This window comes from Rhizobium mongolense subsp. loessense (assembly GCF_900099775.1).
In the GTDB taxonomy this organism is placed as follows: Bacteria; Pseudomonadota; Alphaproteobacteria; order Rhizobiales; family Rhizobiaceae; genus Rhizobium; species Rhizobium loessense.
Genome location: NZ_FMTM01000011.1, coordinates 23,180 through 48,308, shown reverse-complemented (window position 1 = coordinate 48,308; position 25,129 = coordinate 23,180). Strand labels below are relative to the sequence as shown.

Annotated in this window: 21 protein-coding genes; 3 read left to right on the top strand and 18 right to left on the bottom strand. The window is 57.6% G+C overall.

The genetic code is table 11. The annotated features are described in order from the left end of the window. Positions 1–56: 56 nt before the first annotated feature. Positions 57–428, top strand: coding sequence for an MbcA/ParS/Xre antitoxin family protein (locus tag BLP23_RS26785; protein ID WP_092587774.1), 372 nt, complete (start codon positions 57–59; stop codon positions 426–428). After that, entirely contained in the window at positions 421–927 is a 507-nt protein-coding gene (locus BLP23_RS26780) for an RES family NAD+ phosphorylase (RefSeq protein WP_092587773.1), read from the top strand. The genes BLP23_RS26785 and BLP23_RS26780 overlap by 8 nt, the downstream gene beginning before the upstream one ends. Before the next feature lie 324 nt (positions 928–1,251). On the opposite strand, the gene BLP23_RS26775 is transcribed toward BLP23_RS26780, so the two are convergent. The 5 genes from BLP23_RS26775 to BLP23_RS35385 form a co-directional block, all read right to left on the bottom strand. Further along, a complete protein-coding gene (locus tag BLP23_RS26775) occupies positions 1,252–2,748 on the bottom strand; it encodes a DegQ family serine endoprotease (RefSeq protein WP_092587855.1) in 1,497 nt (498 codons plus the stop codon). A gap of 302 nt (positions 2,749–3,050) precedes the next feature. Beyond that, entirely contained in the window at positions 3,051–4,463 is a 1,413-nt protein-coding gene (locus BLP23_RS26770; protein WP_233426826.1) for an FAD/NAD(P)-binding protein, read from the bottom strand. A gap of 224 nt (positions 4,464–4,687) precedes the next feature. After that, positions 4,688–6,286, bottom strand: a complete 1,599-nt coding sequence (locus BLP23_RS26765) for an FAD-dependent oxidoreductase (RefSeq protein ID WP_167363988.1) — start codon at positions 6,284–6,286, stop codon at positions 4,688–4,690. A gap of 524 nt (positions 6,287–6,810) precedes the next feature. Then, on the bottom strand, positions 6,811–7,956 hold the full coding sequence (locus tag BLP23_RS26760) for an NAD(P)/FAD-dependent oxidoreductase (protein ID WP_092587770.1): 1,146 nt from the start codon (positions 7,954–7,956) through the stop codon (positions 6,811–6,813). Positions 7,957–8,144: 188 nt separating this feature from the next. After that, the gene (locus tag BLP23_RS35385) at positions 8,145–8,309 is read right to left on the bottom strand and encodes an exopolysaccharide production repressor protein (RefSeq protein WP_167363987.1); all 165 of its coding nucleotides are present in this window, start codon (positions 8,307–8,309) and stop codon (positions 8,145–8,147) included. A 518-nt stretch (positions 8,310–8,827) separates the two neighbouring features. Between BLP23_RS35385 and BLP23_RS26750 the strand changes: the two genes are divergently transcribed. Beyond that, the gene (locus tag BLP23_RS26750) at positions 8,828–9,502 is read left to right on the top strand and encodes a sugar transferase (RefSeq protein WP_092587768.1); all 675 of its coding nucleotides are present in this window, start codon (positions 8,828–8,830) and stop codon (positions 9,500–9,502) included. A 75-nt stretch (positions 9,503–9,577) separates the two neighbouring features. Here BLP23_RS26750 and BLP23_RS26745 read toward each other — a convergent pair whose 3' ends face one another. The 13 genes from BLP23_RS26745 to BLP23_RS33865 form a co-directional block, all read right to left on the bottom strand. Then, entirely contained in the window at positions 9,578–10,327 is a 750-nt protein-coding gene (locus tag BLP23_RS26745; RefSeq protein ID WP_092587767.1) for a hypothetical protein, read from the bottom strand. A gap of 450 nt (positions 10,328–10,777) precedes the next feature. Continuing rightward, the gene (locus BLP23_RS26740; protein ID WP_167363986.1) at positions 10,778–12,229 is read right to left on the bottom strand and encodes an oligosaccharide flippase family protein; all 1,452 of its coding nucleotides are present in this window, start codon (positions 12,227–12,229) and stop codon (positions 10,778–10,780) included. 90 nt (positions 12,230–12,319) lie between these two features. Then, on the bottom strand, positions 12,320–13,387 hold the full coding sequence (locus tag BLP23_RS26735; protein ID WP_167363985.1) for a glycosyltransferase family 8 protein: 1,068 nt from the start codon (positions 13,385–13,387) through the stop codon (positions 12,320–12,322). Between the two features lie 57 nt (positions 13,388–13,444). After that, positions 13,445–14,407: a glycosyltransferase family A protein gene (locus BLP23_RS26730; RefSeq protein WP_092587764.1), complete on the bottom strand. Its 963-nt coding sequence runs from the start codon at positions 14,405–14,407 to the stop codon at positions 13,445–13,447. Positions 14,408–14,859: 452 nt separating this feature from the next. Further along, positions 14,860–16,158 carry an O-antigen ligase family protein gene (locus tag BLP23_RS26725; protein WP_167363984.1) on the bottom strand — a complete coding sequence of 433 codons (1,299 nt, stop codon included), beginning with the start codon at positions 16,156–16,158 and terminating at the stop codon, positions 14,860–14,862. Between the two features lie 22 nt (positions 16,159–16,180). Beyond that, positions 16,181–17,470: a polysaccharide biosynthesis/export family protein gene (locus BLP23_RS26720; RefSeq protein ID WP_092587762.1), complete on the bottom strand. Its 1,290-nt coding sequence runs from the start codon at positions 17,468–17,470 to the stop codon at positions 16,181–16,183. Positions 17,471–17,509: 39 nt separating this feature from the next. Beyond that, complete coding sequence (locus BLP23_RS26715; protein WP_167363993.1) at positions 17,510–18,130, bottom strand: sugar transferase; 621 nt, start codon at positions 18,128–18,130, stop codon at positions 17,510–17,512. A 294-nt stretch (positions 18,131–18,424) separates the two neighbouring features. Continuing rightward, entirely contained in the window at positions 18,425–19,213 is a 789-nt protein-coding gene (gene rfbF, locus BLP23_RS26710; RefSeq protein ID WP_092587760.1) for a glucose-1-phosphate cytidylyltransferase, read from the bottom strand. 70 nt (positions 19,214–19,283) lie between these two features. Then, a complete protein-coding gene (locus BLP23_RS26705) occupies positions 19,284–20,396 on the bottom strand; it encodes an NAD-dependent epimerase/dehydratase family protein (RefSeq protein ID WP_092587759.1) in 1,113 nt (370 codons plus the stop codon). A gap of 106 nt (positions 20,397–20,502) precedes the next feature. After that, positions 20,503–22,893 carry a GNVR domain-containing protein gene (locus tag BLP23_RS26700; RefSeq protein WP_233426825.1) on the bottom strand — a complete coding sequence of 797 codons (2,391 nt, stop codon included), beginning with the start codon at positions 22,891–22,893 and terminating at the stop codon, positions 20,503–20,505. Next, the gene (locus BLP23_RS26695; RefSeq protein WP_092587758.1) at positions 22,890–23,198 is read right to left on the bottom strand and encodes a hypothetical protein; all 309 of its coding nucleotides are present in this window, start codon (positions 23,196–23,198) and stop codon (positions 22,890–22,892) included. Before BLP23_RS26695 ends, BLP23_RS26700 begins: the two co-directional genes overlap by 4 nt. Beyond that, positions 23,188–24,132 (bottom strand): glycosyltransferase family 2 protein, encoded by a 945-nt coding sequence (locus BLP23_RS26690; RefSeq protein WP_092587757.1) that lies wholly within the window; start codon positions 24,130–24,132, stop codon positions 23,188–23,190. Before BLP23_RS26690 ends, BLP23_RS26695 begins: the two co-directional genes overlap by 11 nt. Beyond that, positions 24,129–25,127 (bottom strand): glycosyltransferase family 2 protein, encoded by a 999-nt coding sequence (locus BLP23_RS33865; RefSeq protein WP_167363983.1) that lies wholly within the window; start codon positions 25,125–25,127, stop codon positions 24,129–24,131. The genes BLP23_RS26690 and BLP23_RS33865 overlap by 4 nt, the downstream gene beginning before the upstream one ends. Positions 25,128–25,129 lie beyond the last annotated feature (2 nt).

Below are 25,129 nucleotides of genomic sequence, written 5' to 3'. Positions count from 1 at the left end.
CGCACTTTGAGCATAATTTGATTGAGGATTGATCAAATTATGCGAGGATAGCCATCATGGCAGCCGCAGGCCTCAGCAATGTCGCTGCCCGCTTCGGCGATGAACATTCGTCGTTTCTATCGGCCCGGCGCGTCGCCGAGCAACTCGGCGTGACGCTCTCCGAGCTGGCCCGGCTGATCGGGGTTGCGCGCAATACTCTGGCGGCGAAATCGAGCGCTCGTAAAGTGGATAGTGCGCTGAGCAACGTCGTCCGCATCCTTGCGATGGCAAGCGAAATGGCCGGCGACGACAACCGCGCGGTCATATGGTTCAAGCATCAGCCGATCCCCGGCTGGGGCGGCAAGACGGCGTTTGATCTTGTCGGTGAAGGCAAGTCCGACCGGGTTCTCGCCTATCTCGAGGCCGTCCGCTCCGGCGTCTATGCCTGAGACCGTCGTGCATCTGTGGCGCGCCTTCGTTCCACGATGGGCCTATGCGCCGCTTTCTGGCGAGGGCGCCAGCCGTTTTGGTGGTCGATGGAATCCGGTGGGTGCCCCGACCATTTATGCGGCCTGCGAACTGTCCACGGCCTGGGCCGAATATAACCAGGGCTTTGTCCAGCATCCGGCGATGATCGTGCACCTGGAACTCAAAGGGGCGCGCCTCGCCGACACGACAGACCAGGTGCTTCTTCGAAAGTTTGACGTTACTGCGGACATCCATCGTTGCGAATGGCGGATGCTGATGGATGAAAGCAAGGTGCCCGCAACCCATCACTTGCGCGAGCGTCTGATTGCGTCGCGATATCATGGCGTGATCTATCCATCCTTCATGTCGCCCGGCGGCACATGCGTCGCGCTGTGGAAATGGAATATGCCGGGTGCACCGGAGCTTCGCGCAATCGATCCAGAGGGCCGACTGCCCAAATCACCGGCCTCCTGGTTGTAGATTACAGGCGCGTCGGGAACATCGCGATGGGTTGTCTGATTATAGCATTCCGGCGTTTATGAGCGACCTTACGACCAGAGCAATGAACGCTTACTTGGAAGGGTCGGCGTCTCTTTCGTTCGAGGTCGCAGATGTCTGACCGGCGAAACCTGGAAGCGGGGGAGGATGCGGAACTCCGAGCTGCCATCACTGATCTGGACGCCGCCAATGCTGGCTGGCGTCCACCGGCGTTCGTTTTCTGCGCTCGGCGAGGTTGAGGCGGCGCGGGCCCTGGAGCAATAGCGCTCCGCATCCGGTTGAATGCAGGGCGCATGATATTCTGCGTTAAGCCGCTGCGAAAGGGACCGCTACGAAGATCTTATCGCCGCCACGTTCGACAAGCAGGAGCACCGACTTGCGACCGGATCTTGCAGCATTGGCGACGGCGTTCTTCACATCGCCTGCATTATGCACGGTCTTGTCGTTGACCGAGACGATAACATCGCCCGTCTGAATGCCTGCTTCGGCGGCCGGCTTGTCCGGATTGACACTGGCGACGACCGCGCCCGTGACGCTTCTGGGCAGGTTAAGTTCCTCCCGGGTATCCGGCGTCAGATCGGCAAGAGCAATTCCGATGCCCGGACCGACCTGTGTCCTGCCGCTGCTTTCTTCGGCTGCTGCCTGCTTCTCGCCGTTGCCGTTGCCGCCGATGGTGACGGTGAGATCGGTGCTTTGGCCGCTGCGCCAGACAGTGAGCGTCTCTCGGGCGCCCGGCGACATGTCGGCGACGAGACGCGAGAGGTCTTTAGGCGTCTTTACGGTCTCGCTGCCTAAGGCGGTGATGATATCGCCCGTCTTGACACCGGCGCGTGCGGCAGGGGTTCCCCCGGTTACGGCTGCAACGAGCGCACCCTGCGAGGCATTGAGCCCAACGGCATCTGCAACATCCTTGGTAACTGCCTGGATCTGCACGCCGAGATAGCCATGCTCGATCGAACCGTCTTTTTGAAGCCTGGCAACGATCGCCTTGGCCTCATCGGACGGAATGGCAAAACCGACGCCGACACTGCCGCCGTTTGGTGAATAGATCGCCGTGTTGATACCGACGACATTGCCGGCGTGGTCGACGAGTGGGCCGCCGGAATTGCCGTGATTGATCGGCGCGTCGATCTGGATGAAGTCGTCGTAGGGGCCACTGTGCAGATCGCGGCCGCGGGCCGACACGATACCGGCCGTGACTGTCGTACCGATGCCGAAGGGATTGCCGATGGCCAGGATCTGATCACCAAGTTTCAGCGTGTCGGAATCGCCCCAGGCGATCGTTGCAAGTGGCTTCGGAACTTCAATCTTCAAGACGGCGATATCAGACTTCGGATCGGCACCGATCAGCTTGGCCGGGAGCTCCGTTCCGTCATCAAGGGTCACCTTGATGCCCAAAGCATTGTCGATCACATGGTTGTTGGTGACGATGACGCCATCGGAGCTGATGATGAAGCCGGAGCCGAGGGCCATGGCGCGCTCACCGTGCTGATGCTGCGGCACCTGCTTGGGAAATGGTATGCCTTGCTGTTCGAAGAACTGCCGGAATTGCTCGTCCATCGGCGATTGGTCGTCGTCGGCGCTGGCGTCGGCCTTCATCGTTGTGGTGATAGTGACGACGGCGGGCTTGTCCGCATCGACGACGGAGGCGAAAGAGCCGCTGGAGGAAAGCGCGCCGTTGATTTCGGCCGGAGCGGCGGCGGCATTGGATGCGTTGATGGCAAACGGCACGACGGCAGTGCCGGCGATAATCGCTGCGCCGATCAACGCTGCGGTGCGATGCTTGGAGAGGATCGGTAACATGGTGACAGGTCCCTTGCGAAAATACTGCATGGCGGCGTCTTGGTTCCATGCGGGGGAACGCGGGCGTCGGGTGAACGTGGCGCCAATCCCTTGCCTCCAGGACAATCATCGAAACTGTAGCGAATGCTGCCGGTTTCAAGAAATGGCGTCTTGCAGAGATATGCTCTGGTCAAACCGCATTTACAAATTAAATGTTCATTACGGTTTCATTGCAAAAATGTAAGAATTACAGATGGTTAATCTTCGTACACCCGGTTCGGACGGGTGCCAACTGTCTTGTCTTCGGGGGCAATCACATGACGTTATCGGATCGCATTCAACTTTCTTGCAAGTTCGGCTGCGATGAAGACAGCATGTTCGGTTACCTGCGGCAGTCCCATCAGCTCACCGAAGGTGCCGCGCGCAAGCGGACCCGAGATCAGCAGTGACGAATCTGCCAGACCATCCGTTCCGACCGCTTCCGAGCTCTCGTTGCAGGCGATGCCGAGGCCCGTCGGATCGAGCTTTAGATGACCGTTCTGGTTGAGCTCATGCAGCCATATCTGGCTTTTGAGAATGCTGTCATGGGCAGGACCGGTGGTCACGACCACGGCATCGAAGCGTCTCTCCTCGCGCTCGCCGCTTCGCCTGCGCAGAAACACATCGATCGCCGCTCCGTCGGTTTTGACGCCAGCAACGGAGGCGGCTAGGACCTCGAGTCGTCCTTCAGAGATCGCCCGCTCCAGCACCTCTTCGACCTGCGGTGCGACCCGGAAGCGATGGACGTCCCAATAAGGCCGCAAATGGCGGACGATGCGCTGCCGCTCGGCAATAGGAAGATTGCGCCAGATTTCATGGCCGTTGCTGCGGACCTGATCGATGACTGCATGCCAGCTTTCGCCGATGTCGGCTGCCCCCGCGATCGTCTTTCGAACGCTCCGGAGGAGTGCTGCAGCGCTTGTAGCCGGCTCGGAAAGGAAGTCGCCGAAGGGCTCCTGCGGGCAGGGTGGGTGGCCGCGCGAACGAAGCCCACGGCGGGAAATCGAGGTGATCGGTCCATGATGCCCGCTGCGTGTCAGCGACGCGACAATGTCGGCCGATGTCAATCCGTTGCCGACAATGAGGACCCGATCGTCCGGACGAATGGCATCGAGTGAGCCGGGGCGCGTCGGATCGGCGACAAAGCGTGGGTGGCCGGCCAATGCGACGGAGAGGCTGCGCGGTGCTGAGGGCGCTGGATGGCTGGTGGCGATCACGAGGAAATCGGCGCGTGTTTCATCGCCATTGCTGTCGGTGATCAACCATTCCTTTGGGCCGGGCAACACCCTCCTTACGAGCGTCCTCCTGTGCTCGACCTCACCGTTTTCAAGGTATGGGCGCAGTCGCGCAGCGACATAGGCGCCGAAGAGCCGGCGTTGCGGGAAGAGATTGCCATTCGGCCATAACGCTTCCGGATCGTCCGCGACGCCATCGCTGTCGGCAATCCAATCAAGAAAATCCTCCGGTTCATCGGGAAACAGGCTCATGCGGGCTGCTGGAACATTGATGCGGTGGGAAGGGTCGTTCGTATCATAGGCAAGTCCTCGGCCCAATTCGTCGCGCGGCTCAAAGATGATGACGCGCGGCAGCTCGTGCATTGTTCTTGCGAGATGAAAGGCGACACCCGCACCGGAAATGCCGCCCCCAACAATGGCAATGGTCGGTCTTTTGACGCTATCCGTTTCGTTTTTCGTCACTGCTGCTGATCCAACTGGGTTCGAGATCTGGGAGGAGCTTGACGCATCTTTGAGGCTCGGCCTAGCCGAGACTTGGCGCCGTCGCAGTAAATTAATCCATAAGATTTATGGAGATCAATCGGAACCTTAAGCTGCCCCATCGAGTCGAGTTTGAAAGTCATCTCGGGCAATCGACATCGTCGACGTTCGCAAAGGTTTCGGAGGTATGCACCAGAAGAGAAGCGCTAGAGCGCCGGCTGGATGATGTGCTGCGCGAGACGAATTGCAAGGGCCATTGCTGTCAATGTTGGGTTGGCCTGGCTCGACGTCGGAAAGACAGAAGAACTCGCAATATATGCGTTAGCGAGATCGAAGATTTTCAAGTTCCCGTCGACGACGGCGTCGTTGCGGTTCGTTCCCATGCGCGTCAGTCCAATCTGATGCGTGCCGTGGCGGATGCGCGTAGCGATGGCACTTGCAAGCGTATCGTCATTGCGGCTCAGATCGAGTTGACCCAGGTCATTTTTTTCGAGCCAATCATTCAGAAGACGATGGGTGCGAACAAGTGCACGGATATTTTCGTCAGGCACGCGCATGTCGATCGTCAGCCGCGGCACGAAGAAAGCATCGACACTGTCAGACAAACGTACGTGGCTTTGCCTGTCTGGGAAATGTTCGGCATGGAAGGCGAGCCTGTATGTCCGACGGCTGTTACTGATGAAGAAGCCAGGCTTCCTGGTGCTTCGCCCGTAGCGATTACGCAGATAGCCTGGTAGCTGCCTGACAATCTCGGCCGGGTTAGCGGCGAGGTTCTTGAGATGGCCTGTGATTGCATCAAGACGGCTTGCATGATGCCGGCGGATGACTTCAGGCGTGAGGAACCGTCCGAGTGGACGAAAGCTCAAGGCAAGGTAAGCGGCGGACAAAAAGGCACTTCCATGCTGCGGATCTGAAAGGGCCGGCACGTCGGGCCAGAACGCCACATTCGGCAAATGATGCTGGTTGATGAGCGTATCGCTCGGCACGATGCGTCTGCGCACATATGCGGCTGTTTCGTCCCGGTGGAAGTCGAAAAGTGCCTCGGCCGGTCGGTTCGAAAATCTGAGCGCGGCAACGTGCCCGAAAAGATGGCCCATGTAATAACGGCCAAGCGCTCCATGAGGCCCCCCAAACATCAGCGGGTGACGCCGCTGGATGTTGAGCAGAAGTCTCGCCGCTTCCAGCCCACCTGAGGCAAGAACCACGAGTTTGCATGAAATGCGATAGGCAAGACCGTTTTTGTGACGGGCCACGACATGGCTGACGCTGCTATTTTCCGTCAGGACCAGATCCACGACGGTGGTGTTCAGTAGGATTGTCAGTCCCCTGTCCTCGCTGAATTGCTGGAGGCTCGCGCGAAACAGTTTCGGATCACGACTGTAACGTTCAAGGTGCGTTAGTTCGAAGCGGGCGTCTACCGAGGCAAGCGGCGCCTTGTCGACGAACCCCTGGCCGCAGTTGGCGTATTCAACGGCACGGTCGTAGAACGGTCGGATGTCGTCATAGGAAATGGGCCACCGCCCATCGGGAAATCGATCTTCAAAGTCGATCGGATCAAAGGGAAGGCATCGCCCGGTCCAAAGGTTGCTTGTTCCGCCGAATTGGCGCGAGACGCAGATGCGGACATCGTCGTGGCTGGCGGGCTCCAGGATCAAGGCGCCGGCGAGTTCATTCGAAGCCGCAGATGGGTCTAACCCGCCCGACTCAACAACGAGCACGCGCTTGTCGGCCTGCCGAAGCTCTTTGGTAAGGGTGAGGCCGACGGGTCCGGATCCGACGATGAGGACATCGATGTCACCTGGCATGTCATCAATACGCCCTGAAATCATTGCGGCCCCGTCACAATGTTAGCTATGATGCGATATGTTGCAATGCAATCAATGCAAAAGAGCATGCGGGCGTCGATTCACGAAGATTTCGGATTAAAAAATCCCAATGACTCTCACGAAAGATGCGGCAGCTTTGTTTTGAATTTCTTGCAGTATTTATTTACTATCATAAGTTTGAAATAGTGTTCAATCACGTTATGTATAGGTAAAAATGCAATCATTCGTGACATATTCGAAATGGGAATCTGTTTGATATTGGCTGCGATCACTGCGTGTAAAGGTCGTTGCATTGCTAGTACAAATTTAATAATACCTGCGCCGGTGCTCAAAAATTATCGACATGACGCCTCGGAAGGATCGGAATTGCGATATTGATCATTTCCGGCATTTATCGCAAAGGCGCTTATATTGGTCTTCGGGTGGAAGCGCTCCCGCTCCCTCCGCACGTTAAACACGGCCGCGTGTAAACTCCCTGCAGGCAGATAGAGCACGAGAACCGCTTATCGGTCGAAGTGGGGTGCTTCTTTGTCGCTTGCAACTCCAAGCGCGATCGCAACCATATCCGCGATCGCAAGCGATCCTGTCAGGCCGGGACTCTCGATCCCGAACAGATTGACCAATCCTTTGACGCCGTGCAGGTGCGGCCCGTCGATGCGGAAGTCCGGCATTGGCATGGTTGCGTCGTGAAGCTTTGGCCGTATCCCGGCATAATCCGGTTGCAAGGCGCCGTCACGCAAACCTGGCCAATAGCGGCGGATCGCATCATAAAACTGTTCCGCGCGAGAGGCAGCAACGTCGAGTGAATGATTCTCATCGACCCATTCGACATCAGGCCCGAAACGGCAGCGGCCGTTGAGGTCAAGTGTTGCGTGGACACCAAGGCCGGCGTGGTCGGGCATCGGATAGATGAGGTGCGAAAAGGGTTGGCGTCCGGAAAGCGCGAAGTAGTTGCCCTTGGCGTAAAACTGTGGCGGCACCATCTCGGGGGAAAGTCCAGTTGTTCTTGCCGCAAGGCCGGGGGCGCCGTGACCGGCGGCATTGACCACGAAGCTGGCCTCAATTTCGGTGGGCTCCGTTCCGCCCGTGGTCAGGCCGATTCGCGCACCACCGCACGTGATTGCCACAGCCGGCGTGTGGAAGGCGAGCATGCCGCCTTCGGCCTCGAAATCCTCGCGCAACGCCTGCATGTAGCCGTGACTGTCGATGATGCCGGTCGATGGCGAGAGCAGCGCGCCGGCGCAGTGCAACTCCGGTTCGAGCGTGGCGACGTCGTTCGGTGTGAGCGGAACGAGATCGAAAACGGCGTTGCGTTTGGCTGCGGCAGCGATCGCGTCAAGCTTGGGTAATTCCTCGGGGCTTGCGGCAAGCAGGATCTTGCCTACCCGTCGCGCTTCCACGCCGCGGCGGGTACAGTAGTTGTAAAGCGCTGCCCGGCCCTCGACGCAGACCTTCGCCTTCAGCGAACCCTGCGGGTAATAAAGACCGGCGTGGATAACTTCCGAGTTGCGGGATGAGGTTTCGGTGCCGATTGCGTTGGCGCGCTCGAGAATGATGGTTTCAAGGCCGCAAAGCGCGAGCTTGCGGGCGACCGCCAGGCCGATGACGCCTGCGCCAACGACAATGGCGTCGACAAACAATCTGCTCATTGGGCTTCATCTCACCAACCGCGGCCACGCATGAACCGCGTTCCTTCATCTGACCTCTGAGCAGAGAAGTCAATTCTGCAGCGTGCAAAGCCAGGCAGATTCTCATCATGCGAGAGCGGATAACCAACTCGCCTCTCGGCTGATCTGAACAGTCATACTTGGGGCTGCTCGGAAGGATCGTGACGTCATCAGGATCGGGGACCGACTGCCTGGCTCGAAATATCAAGGGCGCGAGAAGGCCTGGACACATCCTCGTGCCAGACTAAAAACAGGACACCGAGAAAATACCCGCTCTGGATCAGGACAGCGCATAAAAGACTGTCGGCAAGCGCACTGAGGACGGACCCTTGCATCCATAATATCGCGCAAAAGAAAGCGATGAGCACGGCGGACATCGAAACAAAAAACCTGGGTGCGTACATGAACTCCCCTCCCGGCCTCACGACGCACACTCTGATCTGGGACCTTCGTCTATCGTCCCGCAAGACTTCGCATAATCAGAGATAACTGAGTTCTTTGATGCAGTGTTACCATGCTTAATGCGTCGTTGGAAACCTTCAACAGACAAGATGTCAAAAAGATGTCATCGTTAAAAAGTCGTTAAACGCGATTTTTTGCGGTAAATGGCGAAAAACCTGTCAGTAACAGGAAAGATAGAAGCTAATAAAATATAAGATAATGAACCATCGCCGAAATTCAGAAGTCTACACGCCAGATCAATGTGGTTGTACAAATCGATCCTGACGTAACGCTACCTACGGTAACGTGTGGTATTCCAGGACGTAGTTCATGCTTTCGAGGTATACATCAGATTTTGCTTGAAAATACTGATCATTACGATTTAAATGGCCAGCGCTGTGGAGGCCTCAGAATGAAATACGATGCCGAATTTGCAAATCCCTCGCGTGATCACGGCGATCGACACATCCCGCAGCCTGCGGGCGGTGCACAGAAGCGGATTTTTGACCTCGTTCTGGCGAGTGTGGCTATCATCTGCCTTTTGCCGCTGATGATTGCGATCGCGCTACTTGTTCGTTTGGCCGATCGCGGTCCGGTCCTTCATTTGGAAAAACGGCGATCAGCGGGGGGCGAGGCGTTTGACTGCTACAGCTTCAGGAAATTGCCGGTCGACTGGCGCCTCCGGCTTGGCCAGCATCTGTCGCGCCATCCAGACGAGCTTGCAAGCTGGATCATGACGGAAACGTTGAAGGACGATATTTTGCTAACCCCGGTTGGACGCGTTCTTCATCGAACAGGTCTTGATGATCTGCCGCAACTTCTCAACGTGCTCCTCGGTGACATGAGTTTCGTTGGTCCGCCATCGCTGCCTGTTGATCGCGGCTATGTAAAAAGGGGCAAGGTGTCTGCACAATTCTGCAGGCCAGGCATGATCAGCGATTGCCGCGCCACGGCTGACGCCGTGAGGAATGGGGAAATGGCGGCCGCTTCCTACGCCGCGCAGTGGAGTTTTTTGGGTGATTTGAAAATTCTGGTCCGCGCGATAGGTGGTCTGTTCCAGGCTGAAAGGTTTCAGCTCGATCATTGAGAAGACCGCTGATGGCGGCGCGGCTCAGGACCGTGCTTGCGCGCGTATACAAATTGGCAGCGGTTGCCGCCCTCACTAACGAATTACGAGTTGGACGCGGGTAATATTGGTCTGGTTATCACGCTGGACCGATAGCCGCGCGCCAAGGCCATTGACGGCGCGCCTTAGGATCGCGGCGTCCCGGCCGCTCATGAATGGAAACATCAGTGTGGCGTTTTTCTGGACGAAGGTCACCGACCTTTCTGCTGCCCCGCCTGCGATCTCGACAGTGACGGCCTCTGCTTCTTGTGCGCTCGCTGCCATGGTCGACAGCGCGATGATCAAAATCAGCAGTCGTTCCCGATAAGCTTCAATGCCGTCGAAACTGCGCAGCGAAGATACCCGTAGATCAAAAAGGATGGTCAGCGCGTCAAGGGCTCGATGTAGGACCAGACCGGGCAGGGCGTCGTGTTGCGGTACTTCGCTTGCGATCTCGGTAAACGTTTTGAGTAACTGGCCAATCAGAAAGCTCGCGGCGGTCAGCTTTTCCAGGGCAAGCGCGTCGGTCTGTCGCCCGGCACGCCGTGCGATCCCGACCGCACCATTTGCCAAGCCCTCTGCCGGCGAAATTGCAGATGTCAGATAAAGTCCGAGCTCGCTGGATCTGACTTCGAGCACAGCCGCTGCAAAGTCGCGGAAGTAATTGTCGGCGGCCGCCCCGGTTTTTTCCTCGAAATCTTCAATGATTTCGCACCTTGCCGGCGCCCCCGCTGTGCGCATGATAAGGACGAAGCGAGTCTCATAGTGAAAGTACAAAAACGACAGCTCGGCGCCCTCGCAGACCAAAAGCCTGTCCAGAACGCAGACTGATGCTGCCTGAGCGGCAGGAAATACGGTATCATTGAGTAACATAACTATACCACCTGTAGAGGCGCTAACAATATGAGAAATAGCCTACTAAAGGCTAGAGAAAAACTTCGATTTCTGGCAATGTATGTTACACTATCTGGATAATGAGACATAAATGCCTCAGGATATTCTCTCAGATGATCTGCAAGTTTCTATCCAGTGATAAAAAAGGCGTGCCGGGAGCAGCTCTTGGCACGCCGATCGTTTCTGTTTGCGCTAGCGCAGCAGACAGACGACGGCGAGCAGGATAAGAAGCCAGAGGAGCACGGAAACCCCGGTGGCATTCAGCAACGTCGCTTTTTTCATGTCGCTCTCCCGCTTTCGCATGAGAGAAGGATAGGCGGTGAAGCTTGCGTGGGGGCTATCGCCTGTCTGCGACGCTGTGCGTCATCTGCCTTGCCCGCGCAGGAGCTGGATACGTTCGATCATCCAGCTTCGGCTGAAGCAGGCGAGCCAGCCGAAATAGATGACCATGCCAAGGCTCGCCGAGACAGCGAGGCGGAAGGAAGGCTGCATGCCAACCATTGCTGTTGCTTGCACATAGTACACGACGACGCCCATGGCGAGCGCCGCCGCCGCGGCCGGCGCGAGCCCCATGTAATGCACCTTCGCCTGCAGGTTCAGCCGGCGCAGTAACAGGACATTGCCGATCACACCATAGACGAGCGCCGGCGAGGACATTACCAAAATCGCTGCGCCCGGCGTGCTTGTCGGTACGACGATGAGCGCACCGATACAAGTCAAGGCAACGATGGTGGAATATTGCAGCGACATGCGGTTCAAGCCGAGCGCGTTCATTGCAATGGGGTTGAACCAGACGATCGGAATCATCAGCGAGGTGATCGCCACGGCGCGAAGAATGGGCGCGACCCCGGCATAGGACGAGGGCAACAGCAACGCCACCGCATCATCGGCGACGACGATCAGTCCAGTAAAGGCTGGCAGTGTCACGAAGGCAGCGGTGCGGATGATAGCGGTAAATACTTCACGTTCCGCCGCAAGGTTGCCGCGCACCTTGCTCATCAACGGAAACCAAAGCGCAAAGAGCGGGCTGACGAGGGGATTTTGCAGCGACTCGCTGATCCTGTCGGCAGCCCGGAAAAGACCAACGGTCGCGCCATCGAAGCGGATGCCGAAGACCAGCACGGCAGCGCGCTGCATGGATATGTTAATGGCGGCGACCATCCACAGAGGCAGGAAGCGGCGAAGAATTTCGCGACACGCGCCTTTCTCGGTATGACGCCCGGGAAGCCAACCGGTATAACGGAACTCAAAGACAACAACCGCCATTGTCGAGATAATGCGCTGGGCAGGCAGCGCCCAAATCGCCAGCGGTGAGAACGCCAACGTGATGCCGGCGACACCGCCCGCAAGGGTCGAAATCATATTGCGCTTGGCAAACGTCTTGAAGCCCAGTTCGCGCATTATGAGGGCATCCATCACCGACAGCCACGGCGTAAAGAGCAAAAGAACGCCAAAGATCGGCATATAGTAACCAACCAGTGGCGCGTTCTCAAAGCCAGCGATAAAAGGCCCAGCCATGACCAGAAAGAGCGCGAAGGGTGAGGCGACCAAAGACAGGGAAATGAAGGCCGCGTTTAAGCTTTTCTTGTCGAAATCACCACGCTGCAGGATCGCATCCATGCCGGCATAGCGGCCGTCATTGGCGATGAAGTCGGCAACAACAGCAGAGAGCGCGACTGCCCCGAAGATGGCCGGTTCCAGCATGCGCGCAAGAACGAGGAAGATGACAAAACCGGCGCTCTGCGAAAAGATCGCGTTGATGGTATTCCAGGCAATGCCATTTCGAAGTGCCGTTGCTAGCGACGTTTCAGACATGGACCATCCCATCTGTGCAAGGTGAAACCGGCGTCATTGCGCTGCCGCGCGTCATAATCAAGCATGTACGCCTGAAAAACCAGGCCTGCCTCACGCCTGCAACCGGTACCAGTTGACGATGGTCTTGATTTTCCGACGCAGATCCTTGACGAAATGGACTTCGCCAAGCTTGAGAACCTGCGCTCGATACGGGGTCTTTTTCAGATAGCGGTAATAGGTCCAGATCAACGGATGCCATCCGTCCGTCGACCACGGTTTGTTGTGCTCTGTGAAATGGATGATCTTTGGCCGGCGCCCTTTTTTCATTTCGGCTACGGTTGCATAGCAGGGCTTACCTTCCTGCGGCATCAGCATTCGACGTTGGACGTTCCACAATATGTCAAGGTGTTTCCATCGGCTCCAGAAGACAACGTTGAGCGCACACTGATCGCCATACTCCATATCGTCGATGCGCGTTTCCAATACGGTGATGACTTTGGAAAGATCGTCACTGGCACGCAGTTTGGTGAGATCCATCAACAGCACACCGGAATTGAAGTAGCCAAGACGCTTGGGCTGCAGCTGAAAACGCTCGGCGAACACCTCGCCATCCATGCCGACGTCGCAGACCGCGCCGATTGCATGCTCGCCCAGATCGGAGGCATAGAGTTCCCGAATATCACCCATGACGACGAGGTCAGCGTCGAGATAGAGGACTCGATCGATATCTGGCGGGGCAAGCTCGGCAAGCATCAAGCGATAGTAGCCGGCGCGGCTGATATGACGTTTGCCGGGCATTGCAAGAACACTTGAGCCTCTAATCTCGAGCCAATCAAACCGATGTCCTTCACCACAGCGTTCGAAGGTCGAACGGGCTTGGGGGGAAATGCCGTCATGGACGATCAGAAAACGAAATTTGGCGCCCGGCGCGTTAGCGATAAGCGACGCCAGCACAACAGCTGCATGCGGCAGGTAAGCCGTATCGAGTCCAAAGGCGATGGTCACCTCCGATCCTGTCGGGCGCGGGCGGCTGTATCGCTGCATTGCTGCCTCAAGTAGAGGTTCGGCAAGGGGGCGACCGTTCAGGCCTTCGGCGATTGACCGGAAACTGGCAGTCTTCATCGGCAAGGCGCCCATGGCAGAAGATGCCAGATTTCCTTCAAATGCGGGATCACTCATTACCCCTCCAAGCAGGAGCCTCATGCTCCTGTCTCATTTCATCGAAACGTTTGCCGCCTATTGCCAGCCCGGATATCCGGTCCAGGCGCGGCGCATGCCAAGCTTGACGTAAATCCAATCCAGCACGGCATCGACGACAAGCATGCCGTTGACACCAAAGCCGGCCCTTGCCAGGGCATCAAAATGGGGTTGCAGATGCTCGCGACCGCGATCTTCGCGCCACCAGGTCAGAATGCGGCGCACATAATAGCGGCGAAACGCGAGAAGCTGGCGGCGGTAGTCGGTCCCGAAGGCGACGGGGCCGTGGCGCATGATGAGATCAAGGCCATCGCGCGTCCAGGCGCGAGTTTTGCCGGCATAATGTAAGGCAGTGACCGTGTTGTCGTGTACACGGGTAAAGCCAAGCGCCTCATGCACGAAACCGAAATCGCTGATCGCCAGCATCCGGAAGACCGTATCGAGGTCCCAGCTGCCGTCCATGGCGTTGGCAAAAAGCGGTTCGAGCGCGTCAGTCGTGCGCCGGCGCCACATCATCTGGACCGGCATTAAAATGCCCTGGCGCAGCAGCGCCATACGCATGGCTTCCTTGCCGGGAAAAACCGGCTTGCCGGGTGGCCAGAAGAAATCTTGAACAGCACCCGCACAGTCATGCAGGCTGCCTATGACCCCGACATTGGGAAAGGTCTCGCCGAGTGTCGCCATCTTGGAGATCGACGTCGGGCTGATCGTGTCGTCGTCGCAGAGATAGCGCACATAGACTGCGTCCCGGGGTATCAGGCGATAAGCTTTTGTCCAGTTTTCACGCTGATCCAGCGTCTTTTCATTGCGAAAGCGAAGGACAGGGATGCGCTTGTTCAAATAGGCGGAGACGATCTCTTCGGTATTGTCGCTGCTATTGTTGTCGAGCACGATGTGAACAAGATTTGGCCAATCTTGCTGCTGGACGGATTCCATCGTTTCAGCCAAGAACCGTCCGCCATTATACGTCGGGGTCACAACAGCGACAAGTGGCAAAGACATTGTACATTCCACCACGCGAAAGAAATCCAAAGAAGAACTAAAGCTATGTTATAGTTCAGGTGATGCGAGTCAAGAATGGCTTGGCGTAGAATCAAATTTATTATTGAGATACTGTTGATCCTCTGTATAGCTGACTATCAAAGATCTTGGCTACATTCCTGTGCAGAAGCTACTTGAGGCTTTTCTGACGAGGGTTCGGCATCAGCCCTTTGCCGACCTTGGGCAGGCGGCCGGAACCTAAAAAATGCGGCGTCAACGTTTCCCTTAGCGGACGGTCGTACATCAGGCTGAGCACTCGGGACAAATTGGGTTCATCGCTCAGATGCGTGGAGATGCGGGAGCCTGACGAGAACCGTAGCTATGCCGCGCAGCGGAAGAGCAAAGAAAATTTACTAGGATCAACGCCTTGCATCTGTCTCCTCATCCTTCTTGACAGCGGACATAATCAACAGTCACCCGTAACCGCCACGGCGCGGCACATGAAAACCTTCACTGCCAGCGTACTGAGGATAGAACCGCACTGAGGCATTGCCTGCGGTTCCCGCGACCGGTTTCGCGAGCGCGCCGGCGCAGTAATAGATGAGGAAGGATCCGATCGTGTATTGATTGAGAAAATCGACCTCGAAAAAGGAGCGACCGATGAACAGCATGACGAGACCGAAGAGGACCACATCCTCGTTTCGCGCGCCTGACGACAGGAGGCGTCTGAGGTATCCAGCGAAGAGGCCAAGAATAACGGCGCTGAGCAAGATCAGTCCGATATAGCCAAGTTCGACCGCGGCCTCGATGTAGGTATTATGAAAGTGAAATCCTGCACGCGACGCAATATAGAACTGCTGCCACAAGACCTCCGGTTGAGAAAAACCCTGGACCCAGAAACCCTGAAAACCGAGGCCGAAGACAGGTTGTTCGTGGGCGATTTCGAGACCGCGCTGCCAAAGATATGTCCGCCCTGTCAACGTCGCATCCTTGCCAAAGACGCCGAGGATCGCGCCGAACAGCCCGGTACTCAATGCAATCAGCATTCCGACGGCTGCTGCCGGAACGATCGACAGGAAGAGGACCGTCCGGTGCCGCGGTGAGAACCGCTTCAGAAAAACCGAAGCGACCGTTACGGCAATCGTTGCGGCGATCGTGATCGTGGAGGTCGCCGACTGGGCGGCGTGCAGCGAAAAGGCGCCGAAGACGCCTGAGATCAGGGCCAGGATGCGCCACATCATCTGCACGCGCAGAATGAAAACCAGCGAGAAGGAGGCAAAGACGCCGAGCGCGGCAAACATGCCGAGTTGGTTCTTCGACCCGAAGGCGCCGATGAAGCTGTAGACGCCATCAAGAGGGTCGTAGCTGAAGTGTCCAAATATCAGTGAGTAGAGCAGTACCAGCGATGCGCCGAGGCTCATGCCCAAAATCATCGCCTTTACAGGCACGACCCGTGCGGCAATCAAGGCGCAGACAATCGTTGAAAGGTATTGCAGCCCGCCGCGCAGGCTGAGCCCGGGAACCGCAGACCAGAAAAAGGACAGACATGCAAAGATGGAAAAGGCAAAAATCCAATAGAGAGGCCGTGGATCGCCGATGACTGCGCGCGGGTCCATGGCAAGAAGAGGCAGCCACACGAGATAGAACAACAAAATGAAGACAGAGCCAAACAGCTGCGCATAGGCGATCAAAAACATCGTCGCGACCATAGCGAAGATCGCAAAGGGGGCGTTTAATCCAGGCGATAAGAAGGCGTTGATACTGATACGCATGCTGATCTGCCGACCCCAAGTCCTATGATTTTTCGTCGGTGACACTGACCTTGACCAAATCTCCCGGCTGCACGGGCGTCGTTTCGGTCGCTGGAATCTCCTGGATCTTGCTTGCGACCGTTCGCACGATCGAATAGCTGATGAGCCTTGCAGCGTCGCTTCCGGCCAATTGCGAGGCCATTGGCGCATTCACCAGCGCCTCAGCCATCAGTTGCCGGTACATCTGAAGCTGCAGCGCATTTTCGTCCAGCTGCGACTTGGTTTGCTGCATATCGAGCGCAATCTTCGATTTGCGCTCGTTCTTCAGGTCGATCGTGTCGAGTGCAGCCTTGTTCATCTCCTGCTTGGCGCGCAGCGTGGCAGCGTCGAGGTCAAGCAGGTTGCTCTGGGTCTCGGCAAGCGTCGTCTCAAGGCCCAGCGCCCGGGAGCTGACTGCCAGACCCTGATCGACGAGCTTGGCGGTCTTTTCAAGTTCCCTCTTGTAAAGGTCCACTTGCCGGGTCTGGTTGTCGACCTTCTTGCTGAGTGAGGTGATTTCGTTGCTGTAGAGGGTTTGCAGCTCATCAAGCCCTTTGAGGCGAAGGTCGAACGCATTGCGGTTCGTTTCCATGATTGCCATTTCATCCTCGATCAGCGTTCGCGATTGCGGGATGGTGGCAAGGTCTTCGGGGATCACAATCTTCTCCTCGCCGGCCTCCTCGGAGGCAAGTCGCGCCTTCTTCGCCATCAGACGGGCGCGCTCGGCAACGAGTACCTCGTGACTGCCCCTGGCGTTGATGAAGTCGCGTTCGAAGCGCTGGCCTTCGTCCAGTCCGCGACGCATGCCGCCGGCAAGACTAATCGCCTTCAGGACCGTCATCTCCGGATCGTAGGGATATTTGCCGGGCGTATGAACTTCGCCAGCTACGAAAATCGGCCGGAATTCAAGAATCTCAACCGAAGCTTCCGGCGGATCGGGAAGCCCGAAGCGCTGCTGGAGGCTGCGTGCGATCTCGCGCGCCACCTCCGAGGTCGACTGGCCGGCAGCTTTCAGTTCACCGGCAAACGGCAAAGCCAGCTCGCCGTTCGGACCGACGATGTATTCGCCTGTAATACCCGGCCACTCGCGAAACTGGCCTTCGGCAGTCTGCCATTCGACCACGCGGACAGACAGCTTGTCCATGATTCCTAGCTTGTAGGGATCAGCGTGCGCAGCCGAGAGCAACGCCGCTTGAACAAGACAGACGACTGCGGCAAGCGTTGCAAGACACAGCCGCGCCAGCGCGTAAATGGCGTTACGCGCGACAGGAGAATGCTGACGAACTAACCTCATGGTTCTTCCTTATCTTTGCCTGGCAAAGGCGTCGGCGTGCTAGTGGGCACCCCGCGCAAACAGGACAACCGGCACGGTCTTCAGAATGATCCAGACGTCGCCGACGAAGGACCAGTGCTCAACATACTGGCTGTCGAGCTGAACGCGCTCTTCGTAGGTCGTGTCGCTTCGCCCGCTCACCTGCCACTTGCCGGTGAGACCTGGGCGCGAGCGGAGATAGTGGCTTCCGCAATCACCGTAACGGGCCATTTCTTCGCCCATGATTGGACGCGGGCCAACAAGGCTCATATCGCCGCGCAAGACATTGAGCAGTTGTGGCAACTCGTCGAGACTGAGTTTTCGCAGCACCTTTCCGGTGGTAGTTACCCTGATGTCGTGACGCAGCTTGCGGGTCGTTGCCCATTCAGCAAGGGCGGCGGGATTTTCGGCGAGATAGGCAGCAAGCCGTGCATCGCTCTCGGTAACCATGGTTCGGAATTTCAGGCAACGGAATGGCCTTCCGTTGTGGCCAACACGCTGATGACCGAAAAGAACGGGGCCGCGATCATCAAGCTTTACGGCGATTGCGATCAGCAAGAAGAGCGGGGAAAACAGGACGAGCAGAACGAGGGCGCCGACAACGTCGAACACCCTCTTGCGCAACCCGCCTAAGGGCCTCATTGGCCGCCACTGGGTGTAGTGCGAGAAAATAGAGGCATCGGCCAATTCGACATCATGCTTCATCATGAAGCTCCCCGAAAGCAGTATGTTAAGAAATTAGTAACTAAAGCCTTCAAAAAGGCAATAGAAAAAGATCAACTATAATCGAAATATACTTAATGTAACATAGTGATACAGATTGGAACTGTAGTTCGCGCAGTTCGCAGGCAATATTCCATTGCGCAGACGGTATTATTCAATTTTGTTCGGGTGGCCAAATCGCAGAGGCGACGTTTCGCTTGTCAGCGGTTCGGTTCACCCCGGTGTCGGGTCCCAGAGCTTCCATGGCGCATTGCCGCTCTCCCAGGCCTTTTCGAGCACCATCTTGTCTCGCAGCGAATCCATGCTTTGCCAGAAGCCCTGGTGCCAGTGCGAGCCAACCTTGCCCATGTGAAGCGCACTTTCCATCGGCCCCTCTTCCCAGACGGTGTCATCACCTTCGATGAGGTCGAAGACCTCAGGCTCGCAGACAAAGAAGCCACCGTTGATCAGACCACCATCGCCAATGCGTTTTTCGCGGAAGGCATGGACACGAGTTCCGTCGTCCGACAGGCCAAGCGCGCCATAGCGGCCCGGCTGGCTGACGGCGGTCAGCGTGATCCAGTTTCCGTCCCGCTCATGAAGCTCAATGGTCGCGGCGATATCGGTATCGGAGACGCCGTCGCCATAGGTCAGAAGGAACCGCCTATCGCCAATGACGTCGCGGGCGCGCCTCAATCGTCCGCCAGTCATCGTGTTCAGCCCGGTATCGAGCACGGTGATCTTCCACGGCTCCAGCGCGCGGCGGAGCCACTTGAACTCGCCTGTCGCTAGGTCGACTGTGAAGTCACTGTTAATCATCGCATAGTTGATGAAGTAGTCCTTGATGTAATCCGCTTTATAACCGGCAAGCACAACGAAGTCGTTGAAGCCGTAGTGCGAATAGATCTTCATAATATGCCAGATGATCGGTCGCCCGCCGATCTCGACCATAGGCTTTGGCCGAAGCGTAGTCTCCTCCGAAAGACGGCTCCCGTAGCCTCCTGCAAAAATGACAACTTTCATTGCGTCCTCTCGTCCTTTGAAGCGTTGCCCGCCTTACGCGGCTTTAAAGTCACTGTGTCACCTGATCGGTTCAGCCAGGCATGGCTTGGCGCGTCCGATGATCCGGGTTCTTGAAACTAGGGATAAAAGTACGGTCGGACGGATCGGCCGTGTAGCGCAGATCGGTACCAAGGCTGCCGCCGTCGATCGCTTGGGTAAGCACGTTCAATCGCACGAGTTGCGCAGAGCGGTAATCGGGATGCTTCAAACCCGCCGCATCAAGGCCGGTTTTCAGATCGTCAATGGCGCCTGCAAGCGTCACTTCTGGCTGATGGGCCGGGGCCAGGGTCCGGTAGAGATCGAAATTAACCCGATAAGAACGTCGGTCTGGTGGAGCGTCCTTGTTGATTTCGACGGCCGTCCCCGGAACCGAGGCGGCGACGGCCTCCGCGAGCTCGCGGACCTGATAGTTCCAGTCCTCGGAACCGACATTGACGGCGAGAAAATTCCCGCCATCCTGCCTGAGCAGCGCCCATTCGATTGCCCTTGCCATGTCGTTGACATGAATGAGCGGCCGCCAGGGCGTGCCATCAGAGAGGACCGAAACCCGTCCGGTCCTCAGCGCCGAGGCAACAAAATCGTTTAGGACGAGATCCAGTCGCGTGCGCCCGGAAAAGCCGCAGGCAGTCGCGAAGCGCAGCGCGGTGACCGTCATCTGGCTGTTGCGGGCGATCGCGCCAAGCCCGGTCTCGGCCGCAACCTTCGAACGTGAATAGGCGGTCAGAGGATTAAGCTCGTCTGCTTCGGTGCGCGCGCCACCCTCGGCAAATCCATACATGGAGCAGCTGGAGGCAAAAACAAAGCTTCTGACGCCCATCCTGGCGGCGAGTTCGGCTGTTCTCAGTGTAGCGCGGTGGTTAATCTCGTCGGTCACCGCCTCAAAGCGGCCGCCCATCGGGTCGTTGGAAACGGCTGCCAGATGCACGACAGTATCGACGCCCTCAAATAACTCGGCGGGCAGGTCGCGAACATCGGCAAAGACCTGACTATTAAGCAAACGCTCGGGCAAGTTTGCTTGGGTGAGGCAATGCGCGAAAAGGCCAGTATCGACGCCAACAAGTAAGCAATCAGGTATCTCACGGCGTAGGTGAGAGACGACAGCAGGCCCGACATAGCCCATATTTCCTGTGATCAAGATCTTCATTTCAAACGCTCCGGAACTGGTGACTGTCTTTAAAATGGGCATGGCGCAAACCAGGGGTTGCTTCACACCAACGTTGGATTGGATCAGTTGCTTCTTGCGCGTCTCGTTAGAGCTCCTTCGATGGGTGGATGCGCGCCTTTCGCCGTCGGCGGCCCCGCGCCTTCATGATCGGCTCGCCGTGCTCGAGGTAGTAGCTCGCATACCGGGAATAGAGCTTTTCGGAACTGCCAAGCCCACCATAGGTAGAAAGTTTCTCCTGATCGGCCTTGTTGAGCACAACGCCCAGCAATTTCGCTGCGATCGCCGGTTCTTGTTCAAGCGTTGACTTCAAAAGGGCCCGCGGTGTGGCCCCCCATTCCGAAACGAGCAGGAAACCATCGGCCAACGGCTCAAAAGCTTTGGCATCAAAGACCGGCCCGATTGGCGGAAGATCCACGATTATATAGTCGAACATGGAGCGGGCTTCTTCCAACAGAGTTGCCATGGAAGGCCCTGAGATCAACTCGCTCGTGTTGAAGACCTTTACCTGGCGCGGTGTTGCGAGAAGGCTCGCACCCGTCTGCGGATCGACAACCAGAGTGTCTTGCCATCTCGTTGGTCCAGCCAGCGCCTCTGTCCAGCCGGTTTCAAAACGGATGCCAAGACCCTGCGTCAGCGATCCGCGTCTGAGATCAGCATCGATCATCAGCACCTTGGCTGGGCTGGATGCCACGAGCGTCGCGAAATTTGCCGCGATCGTCGTCTTGCCTTCGCCTGGCAATACTGAGACGATGCCGATGACCTTGCAGTTCTGGCTGCCAAGCATCGTGTCGGTCACGATCTTTGCATGCCGCAAGGTCTCGGTAAACTTGGTGCCGCCCGATTTGACCGCAAACCGCATGGTTTCGACATCGGGATTGGCGATCAGCTTCCTTTCGTCATCGGGAGAGGGACGCGTGGCCCCCGGGATTGGCGGCAGGTAACCCAAGAACTTCAGGCCGAGCGTCGTAAATTCCTCACCAAGGCGGAACGTGCCTTCCCTAATCTCGCGCCACAGGCCAAGTCCGACACCGAAGATCGCGCCGAGTATCAGCGAGCCACCAAGCGTCAGGGTGCGCTTGGGGCTGGATGCCTCGGTCGGCGGCGAGGCAGGCGAGATGACGCGCGCTTCTGATATCGGGAACGACTGGTTCTGGGCCGTTTCCTGATATTTCGTCAGATAGGTCTTGTAGAGGTCGCTAATGGCTTCAGCGTTGCGTTCCAAGTCCTTCAATTGCACGAGCGATTCATTCGCCGCCGAGGTTTGGCCGGTGATCCTCGACAGTCCCTCCTTCAGCGATGCCTCGCGCGAGACTGCAACCTCGTACTGATTGCGGTAGCTTTCCGTCATCTGCTTGAGCTCTAGAAAAATCTGTCGCCCAATGTCGTCCTGCTCCCTACGCAGCGTGATGGCCTGCGGATGTTCGGTACCGAAACGGCCTTCGATCTCCTGGGCCCGCTTGGTGACCGTGAGATAGCGCGCTCGGAGCGTAGAAATGACCGTCGAGCCCTCCTGCTCGGAGACGGTTGCGGCATTGTCGACCGCAGTCTGCTGGCCGGCGGCGACGATCGTTTTGTACTGGTTGTAAAGCGCAAGCGCCTTGGCGCTGTCCGCCTGTGCCAAGATGTACTGGCCGCTGATGTCGGAGAGCTGTTCTTCCGACAAGAGGGCACCTTTTGCCGCGGTGAGGCCGTTTTCGGTGCGGTAGCGTTCGACCTTCAGGGCCGCTTCCTGCGACTGATCCTTCAAATCGGTCAGCCGAGCGCGCAACCAGACCGTCGCCCTTTGCGACGCGTCGAAATTGGCATCGAGCTTGTCTGACAGATAGGCCTCGGCATAGGCGTTAGCGATCTGCGCCGACAAAGTGGGGTCTGTCGACGTGTAATAGAGGTCGATCACGAAGCTCTGGGGTTGCTGCTCGACCCTCAGATTTTCCATGAGAACTGCCACGGCAGTGCCCTTGCGTGCGTCGAGGCTGTCGGCATCTGCCATCTCCGTGCCTATACCGGCAAACACGTCCATCGCCATCTTGGCAAGGCCCTTGATCTGCTGGGTGACCGAGAGTGGAGGATTGACGAATTCGCGCTTTTCGTAAAGCTGCTGCCTGTCGACCACCTTTGCCGCAAGCGAGCTTGACCTCAAGATCGCCACCTGGCTCATGATCTTCTTGTCAGATTCCATGTTTGCAGGCGCCGGTGAAACGTCCCCGGCAAACCGGCTCAGATTGTCATCGATGAGGACACTGGTGCCTGCCGTGTAATAATAGGTTGCAAACACCAGCCGGGTAACGCCGAGCAGCAGGCCAATGGCGGCAAAAAGGACCACGAGCTTTGCTTGACGCCTGGCGATCTGCATCAGGCGGTCGACGTCTATGAACCGCTCATCGCCAGCCTCGGGCTGCTTAGCCGTGCCCGGCTGACCGAGATAGGGGCGTATTGCTTCCTGCATCATCTTTGCCTTGCTTATGAACTCGTTCATTGCGACACCCGCTCAACGGCCGAAACAGGCGTCTGCAGCGCCGTCATCGCTGACTTGATGCGTGCCGCGATCGGCATCTTGAGATGACGGGCTGCTGCCGGATTGCGCAGGGCGTCCTTCACAGCATCCGCAACGAAACGTCGTTTGATGTGGTCAACGAGGGTCAGAAAGGCAGCCGCCTCGGCGACAATCACCTCGACATCGACACCTTCCTGGGCATGCACACTTTGAGCGGCGCGTGCCACCGTGCCTGCGGCATTGTAGGCGGCAATAATGTAGGGGATATGCGGGGTATCAGGCAGCATCGGGATTGCTCCTTGCGGCTGGACTCAGTCCTCCGTAGTGCATCGCTTCATCGACGCCAAGCAGACCGGCAATGACGCCGAGGTGCAGAATTCCCCTCAGGGCATGGCGCCAACGATCAACGGGCAGGAACCACATCACAAGGCATGCGCCAAAACAGACCAGTGCCTTCAGCGCGGCGCGCACGATCTCCAGCGCCAACCCAGGGGCGGCTGCAGTCCCGCGCAGGATGCGTGCATGGGTTTGTCCGGACCTGAACCGGCGCCCGGCGAGCCATCCGATTGAGGCCCGTTCCGCGGCAACCGGTTCGATGACCAGTGCCGTGTTCGCAAAGGCGATCTTGCCGCCGGCTGTATGGAGGTCGGCAAGGAATGCCGTGTCCTCGCCGCCGCAGCGACCAAGGGCCAGGTCAAAGCGCCGGCCGCGGAAGGCTTCGGCGTTCCTGTCGAGCAGGAGATTGCAGGTGTAGCCCGTCTTGATCTCGCCATTGACGAAGACCGGTTTCGTCGAGTGGAAGTCGCCGTCAATCATGAAAGCGGGGGCATTCTTGCCGTAGCGCGCCGACACGGGACCGAGCACGGCTGCTGCCTTCGTCTGCTCGGCGGTAGCCAGCAGGGCGGTGAGCCAGCCCGACGTGACCAGCTCGTCGTCGTCGACAAAGGCCAGATAGTCGCCTGTCGCCTGATCGAGGCAGGCATTGCGGGCAATCGATATGTTGCCAGCAGGGCAATGAAGGTAAATCACCTCATGTGCAATTTTGGCTCTGATTGCCTCGATGGCACCCCTGGCGCTTTCTTCGATGTCGTTGTCGGCGACTATGATGCGAAGAACGGCCTGCTCAGGTACAGCAACCGCCGCAATCGACGCCAGCGTGTCGCTGAGCGAGCTCCTCCGGTATGTGCAGACGGCAATTTCGATGAGAAGTGGCCGGCTCATGAGACGCTCCTTCTTGGACCAAACGACAGCATCTCCAGCCAGAAACCGGTTGACCAGGCTACATGCATGACCATGGCAAGCAGTCCGGCCAATGGTCCGTGGGGCATCTGCTGGCGCACGCGAAGATAAAAGCCATAGCCGATACAGGTGAACGCCCAGGCGAAAGCTGGAACGATCGCCGCCCAGTAAAACAGCGCGAGCACGGTGCCGGCAACGGCGGGCGCGACTGTAAGCGGCAGCATTTGGCGCAGAGCTGGCATTGTCTTGTGTTTGCGGATATTGCGCGCCCGTCCGCGGCCGTAATTGAGGTATTGATAAAACAGTGCGCCAACGCTTGCGCGGGGATGATAGACCATGCTTGTCGTGCCGCTGATCCAGATCTTGTAGCCAGCCTTCCTCAGGCGGAAGTCGAGCTCGGCATCCTCATTATGGGAAAAGGTCTCATCGTAGCCGCCGACGGCGAGAAAGGCGCTGACGCGCATCAAGGCGTGGTGTCCGTGGTCGACGTAGCCGCCCGTCGACAGGTTTCGATGCGCAGAACCGCCATTGCCGATCTTGGAGTTCTGGGCAATCGCGGCTGCTTTTTGGATCGTATTGAAACCGGTCGTCTCCAAGGCGACGACGACGGAGGCAGCAGCGGTCATTTCGGCATCAGCAATGAGCCGTTGGCAATAATTCTTCGGATATTGCCCATGCGCGTCCATGCGCACGAAATATTCAAAATCACGGCCGTATCGGGCCACTGCAAGATTGATTGCCGCACTTTGCAGGCGCTTCGGATTGTCAAGGAAGATGATGCGTGGATCGATGGCGCAGGCGGCCTTGATGATATCCTGCGAGCCGTCCTTGCTGCCGCCATCGGCCACCACAATGCGCCAGCCCGGAGCTTGAAGTTCCATGCTCAGACCGTTCAGAAGCGCACCAATGTAGTTTCGCTCGTTAAGGCATGGAATGACGATCAAGCAGCAATCTTCTGGACTTACGTGCTTATTCATCG

What these genes read in the sequence shown, in the direction of transcription:
- BLP23_RS26700 (WP_233426825.1), bottom strand. Translation starts at nt 22,893, where the DNA reads ATGAACGAGTTCATAAGCAAGGCAAAGATGATGCAGGAAGCAATACGC.
- BLP23_RS26720 (WP_092587762.1), bottom strand. Translation starts at nt 17,470, where the DNA reads ATGAGGTTAGTTCGTCAGCATTCTCCTGTCGCGCGTAACGCCATTTAC.
- BLP23_RS26690 (WP_092587757.1), bottom strand. Translation starts at nt 24,132, where the DNA reads ATGAGCCGGCCACTTCTCATCGAAATTGCCGTCTGCACATACCGGAGG.
- BLP23_RS26760 (WP_092587770.1), bottom strand. Translation starts at nt 7,956, where the DNA reads ATGAGCAGATTGTTTGTCGACGCCATTGTCGTTGGCGCAGGCGTCATC.
- rfbF (WP_092587760.1), bottom strand. Translation starts at nt 19,213, where the DNA reads ATGAAAGTTGTCATTTTTGCAGGAGGCTACGGGAGCCGTCTTTCGGAG.
- BLP23_RS26750 (WP_092587768.1), top strand. Translation starts at nt 8,828, where the DNA reads ATGAAATACGATGCCGAATTTGCAAATCCCTCGCGTGATCACGGCGAT.
- BLP23_RS26730 (WP_092587764.1), bottom strand. Translation starts at nt 14,407, where the DNA reads ATGTCTTTGCCACTTGTCGCTGTTGTGACCCCGACGTATAATGGCGGA.
- BLP23_RS26775 (WP_092587855.1), bottom strand. Translation starts at nt 2,748, where the DNA reads ATGTTACCGATCCTCTCCAAGCATCGCACCGCAGCGTTGATCGGCGCA.
- BLP23_RS35385 (WP_167363987.1), bottom strand. Translation starts at nt 8,309, where the DNA reads ATGCAAGGGTCCGTCCTCAGTGCGCTTGCCGACAGTCTTTTATGCGCT.
- BLP23_RS26740 (WP_167363986.1), bottom strand. Translation starts at nt 12,229, where the DNA reads ATGTCTGAAACGTCGCTAGCAACGGCACTTCGAAATGGCATTGCCTGG.
- BLP23_RS26765 (WP_167363988.1), bottom strand. Translation starts at nt 6,286, where the DNA reads ATGCCAGGTGACATCGATGTCCTCATCGTCGGATCCGGACCCGTCGGC.
- BLP23_RS26725 (WP_167363984.1), bottom strand. Translation starts at nt 16,158, where the DNA reads ATGCGTATCAGTATCAACGCCTTCTTATCGCCTGGATTAAACGCCCCC.
- BLP23_RS26715 (WP_167363993.1), bottom strand. Translation starts at nt 18,130, where the DNA reads ATGAGGCCCTTAGGCGGGTTGCGCAAGAGGGTGTTCGACGTTGTCGGC.
- BLP23_RS26695 (WP_092587758.1), bottom strand. Translation starts at nt 23,198, where the DNA reads ATGCTGCCTGATACCCCGCATATCCCCTACATTATTGCCGCCTACAAT.
- BLP23_RS26735 (WP_167363985.1), bottom strand. Translation starts at nt 13,387, where the DNA reads ATGAGTGATCCCGCATTTGAAGGAAATCTGGCATCTTCTGCCATGGGC.
- BLP23_RS26785 (WP_092587774.1), top strand. Translation starts at nt 57, where the DNA reads ATGGCAGCCGCAGGCCTCAGCAATGTCGCTGCCCGCTTCGGCGATGAA.
- BLP23_RS26780 (WP_092587773.1), top strand. Translation starts at nt 421, where the DNA reads ATGCCTGAGACCGTCGTGCATCTGTGGCGCGCCTTCGTTCCACGATGG.
- BLP23_RS26705 (WP_092587759.1), bottom strand. Translation starts at nt 20,396, where the DNA reads ATGAAGATCTTGATCACAGGAAATATGGGCTATGTCGGGCCTGCTGTC.
- BLP23_RS33865 (WP_167363983.1), bottom strand. Translation starts at nt 25,127, where the DNA reads ATGAATAAGCACGTAAGTCCAGAAGATTGCTGCTTGATCGTCATTCCA.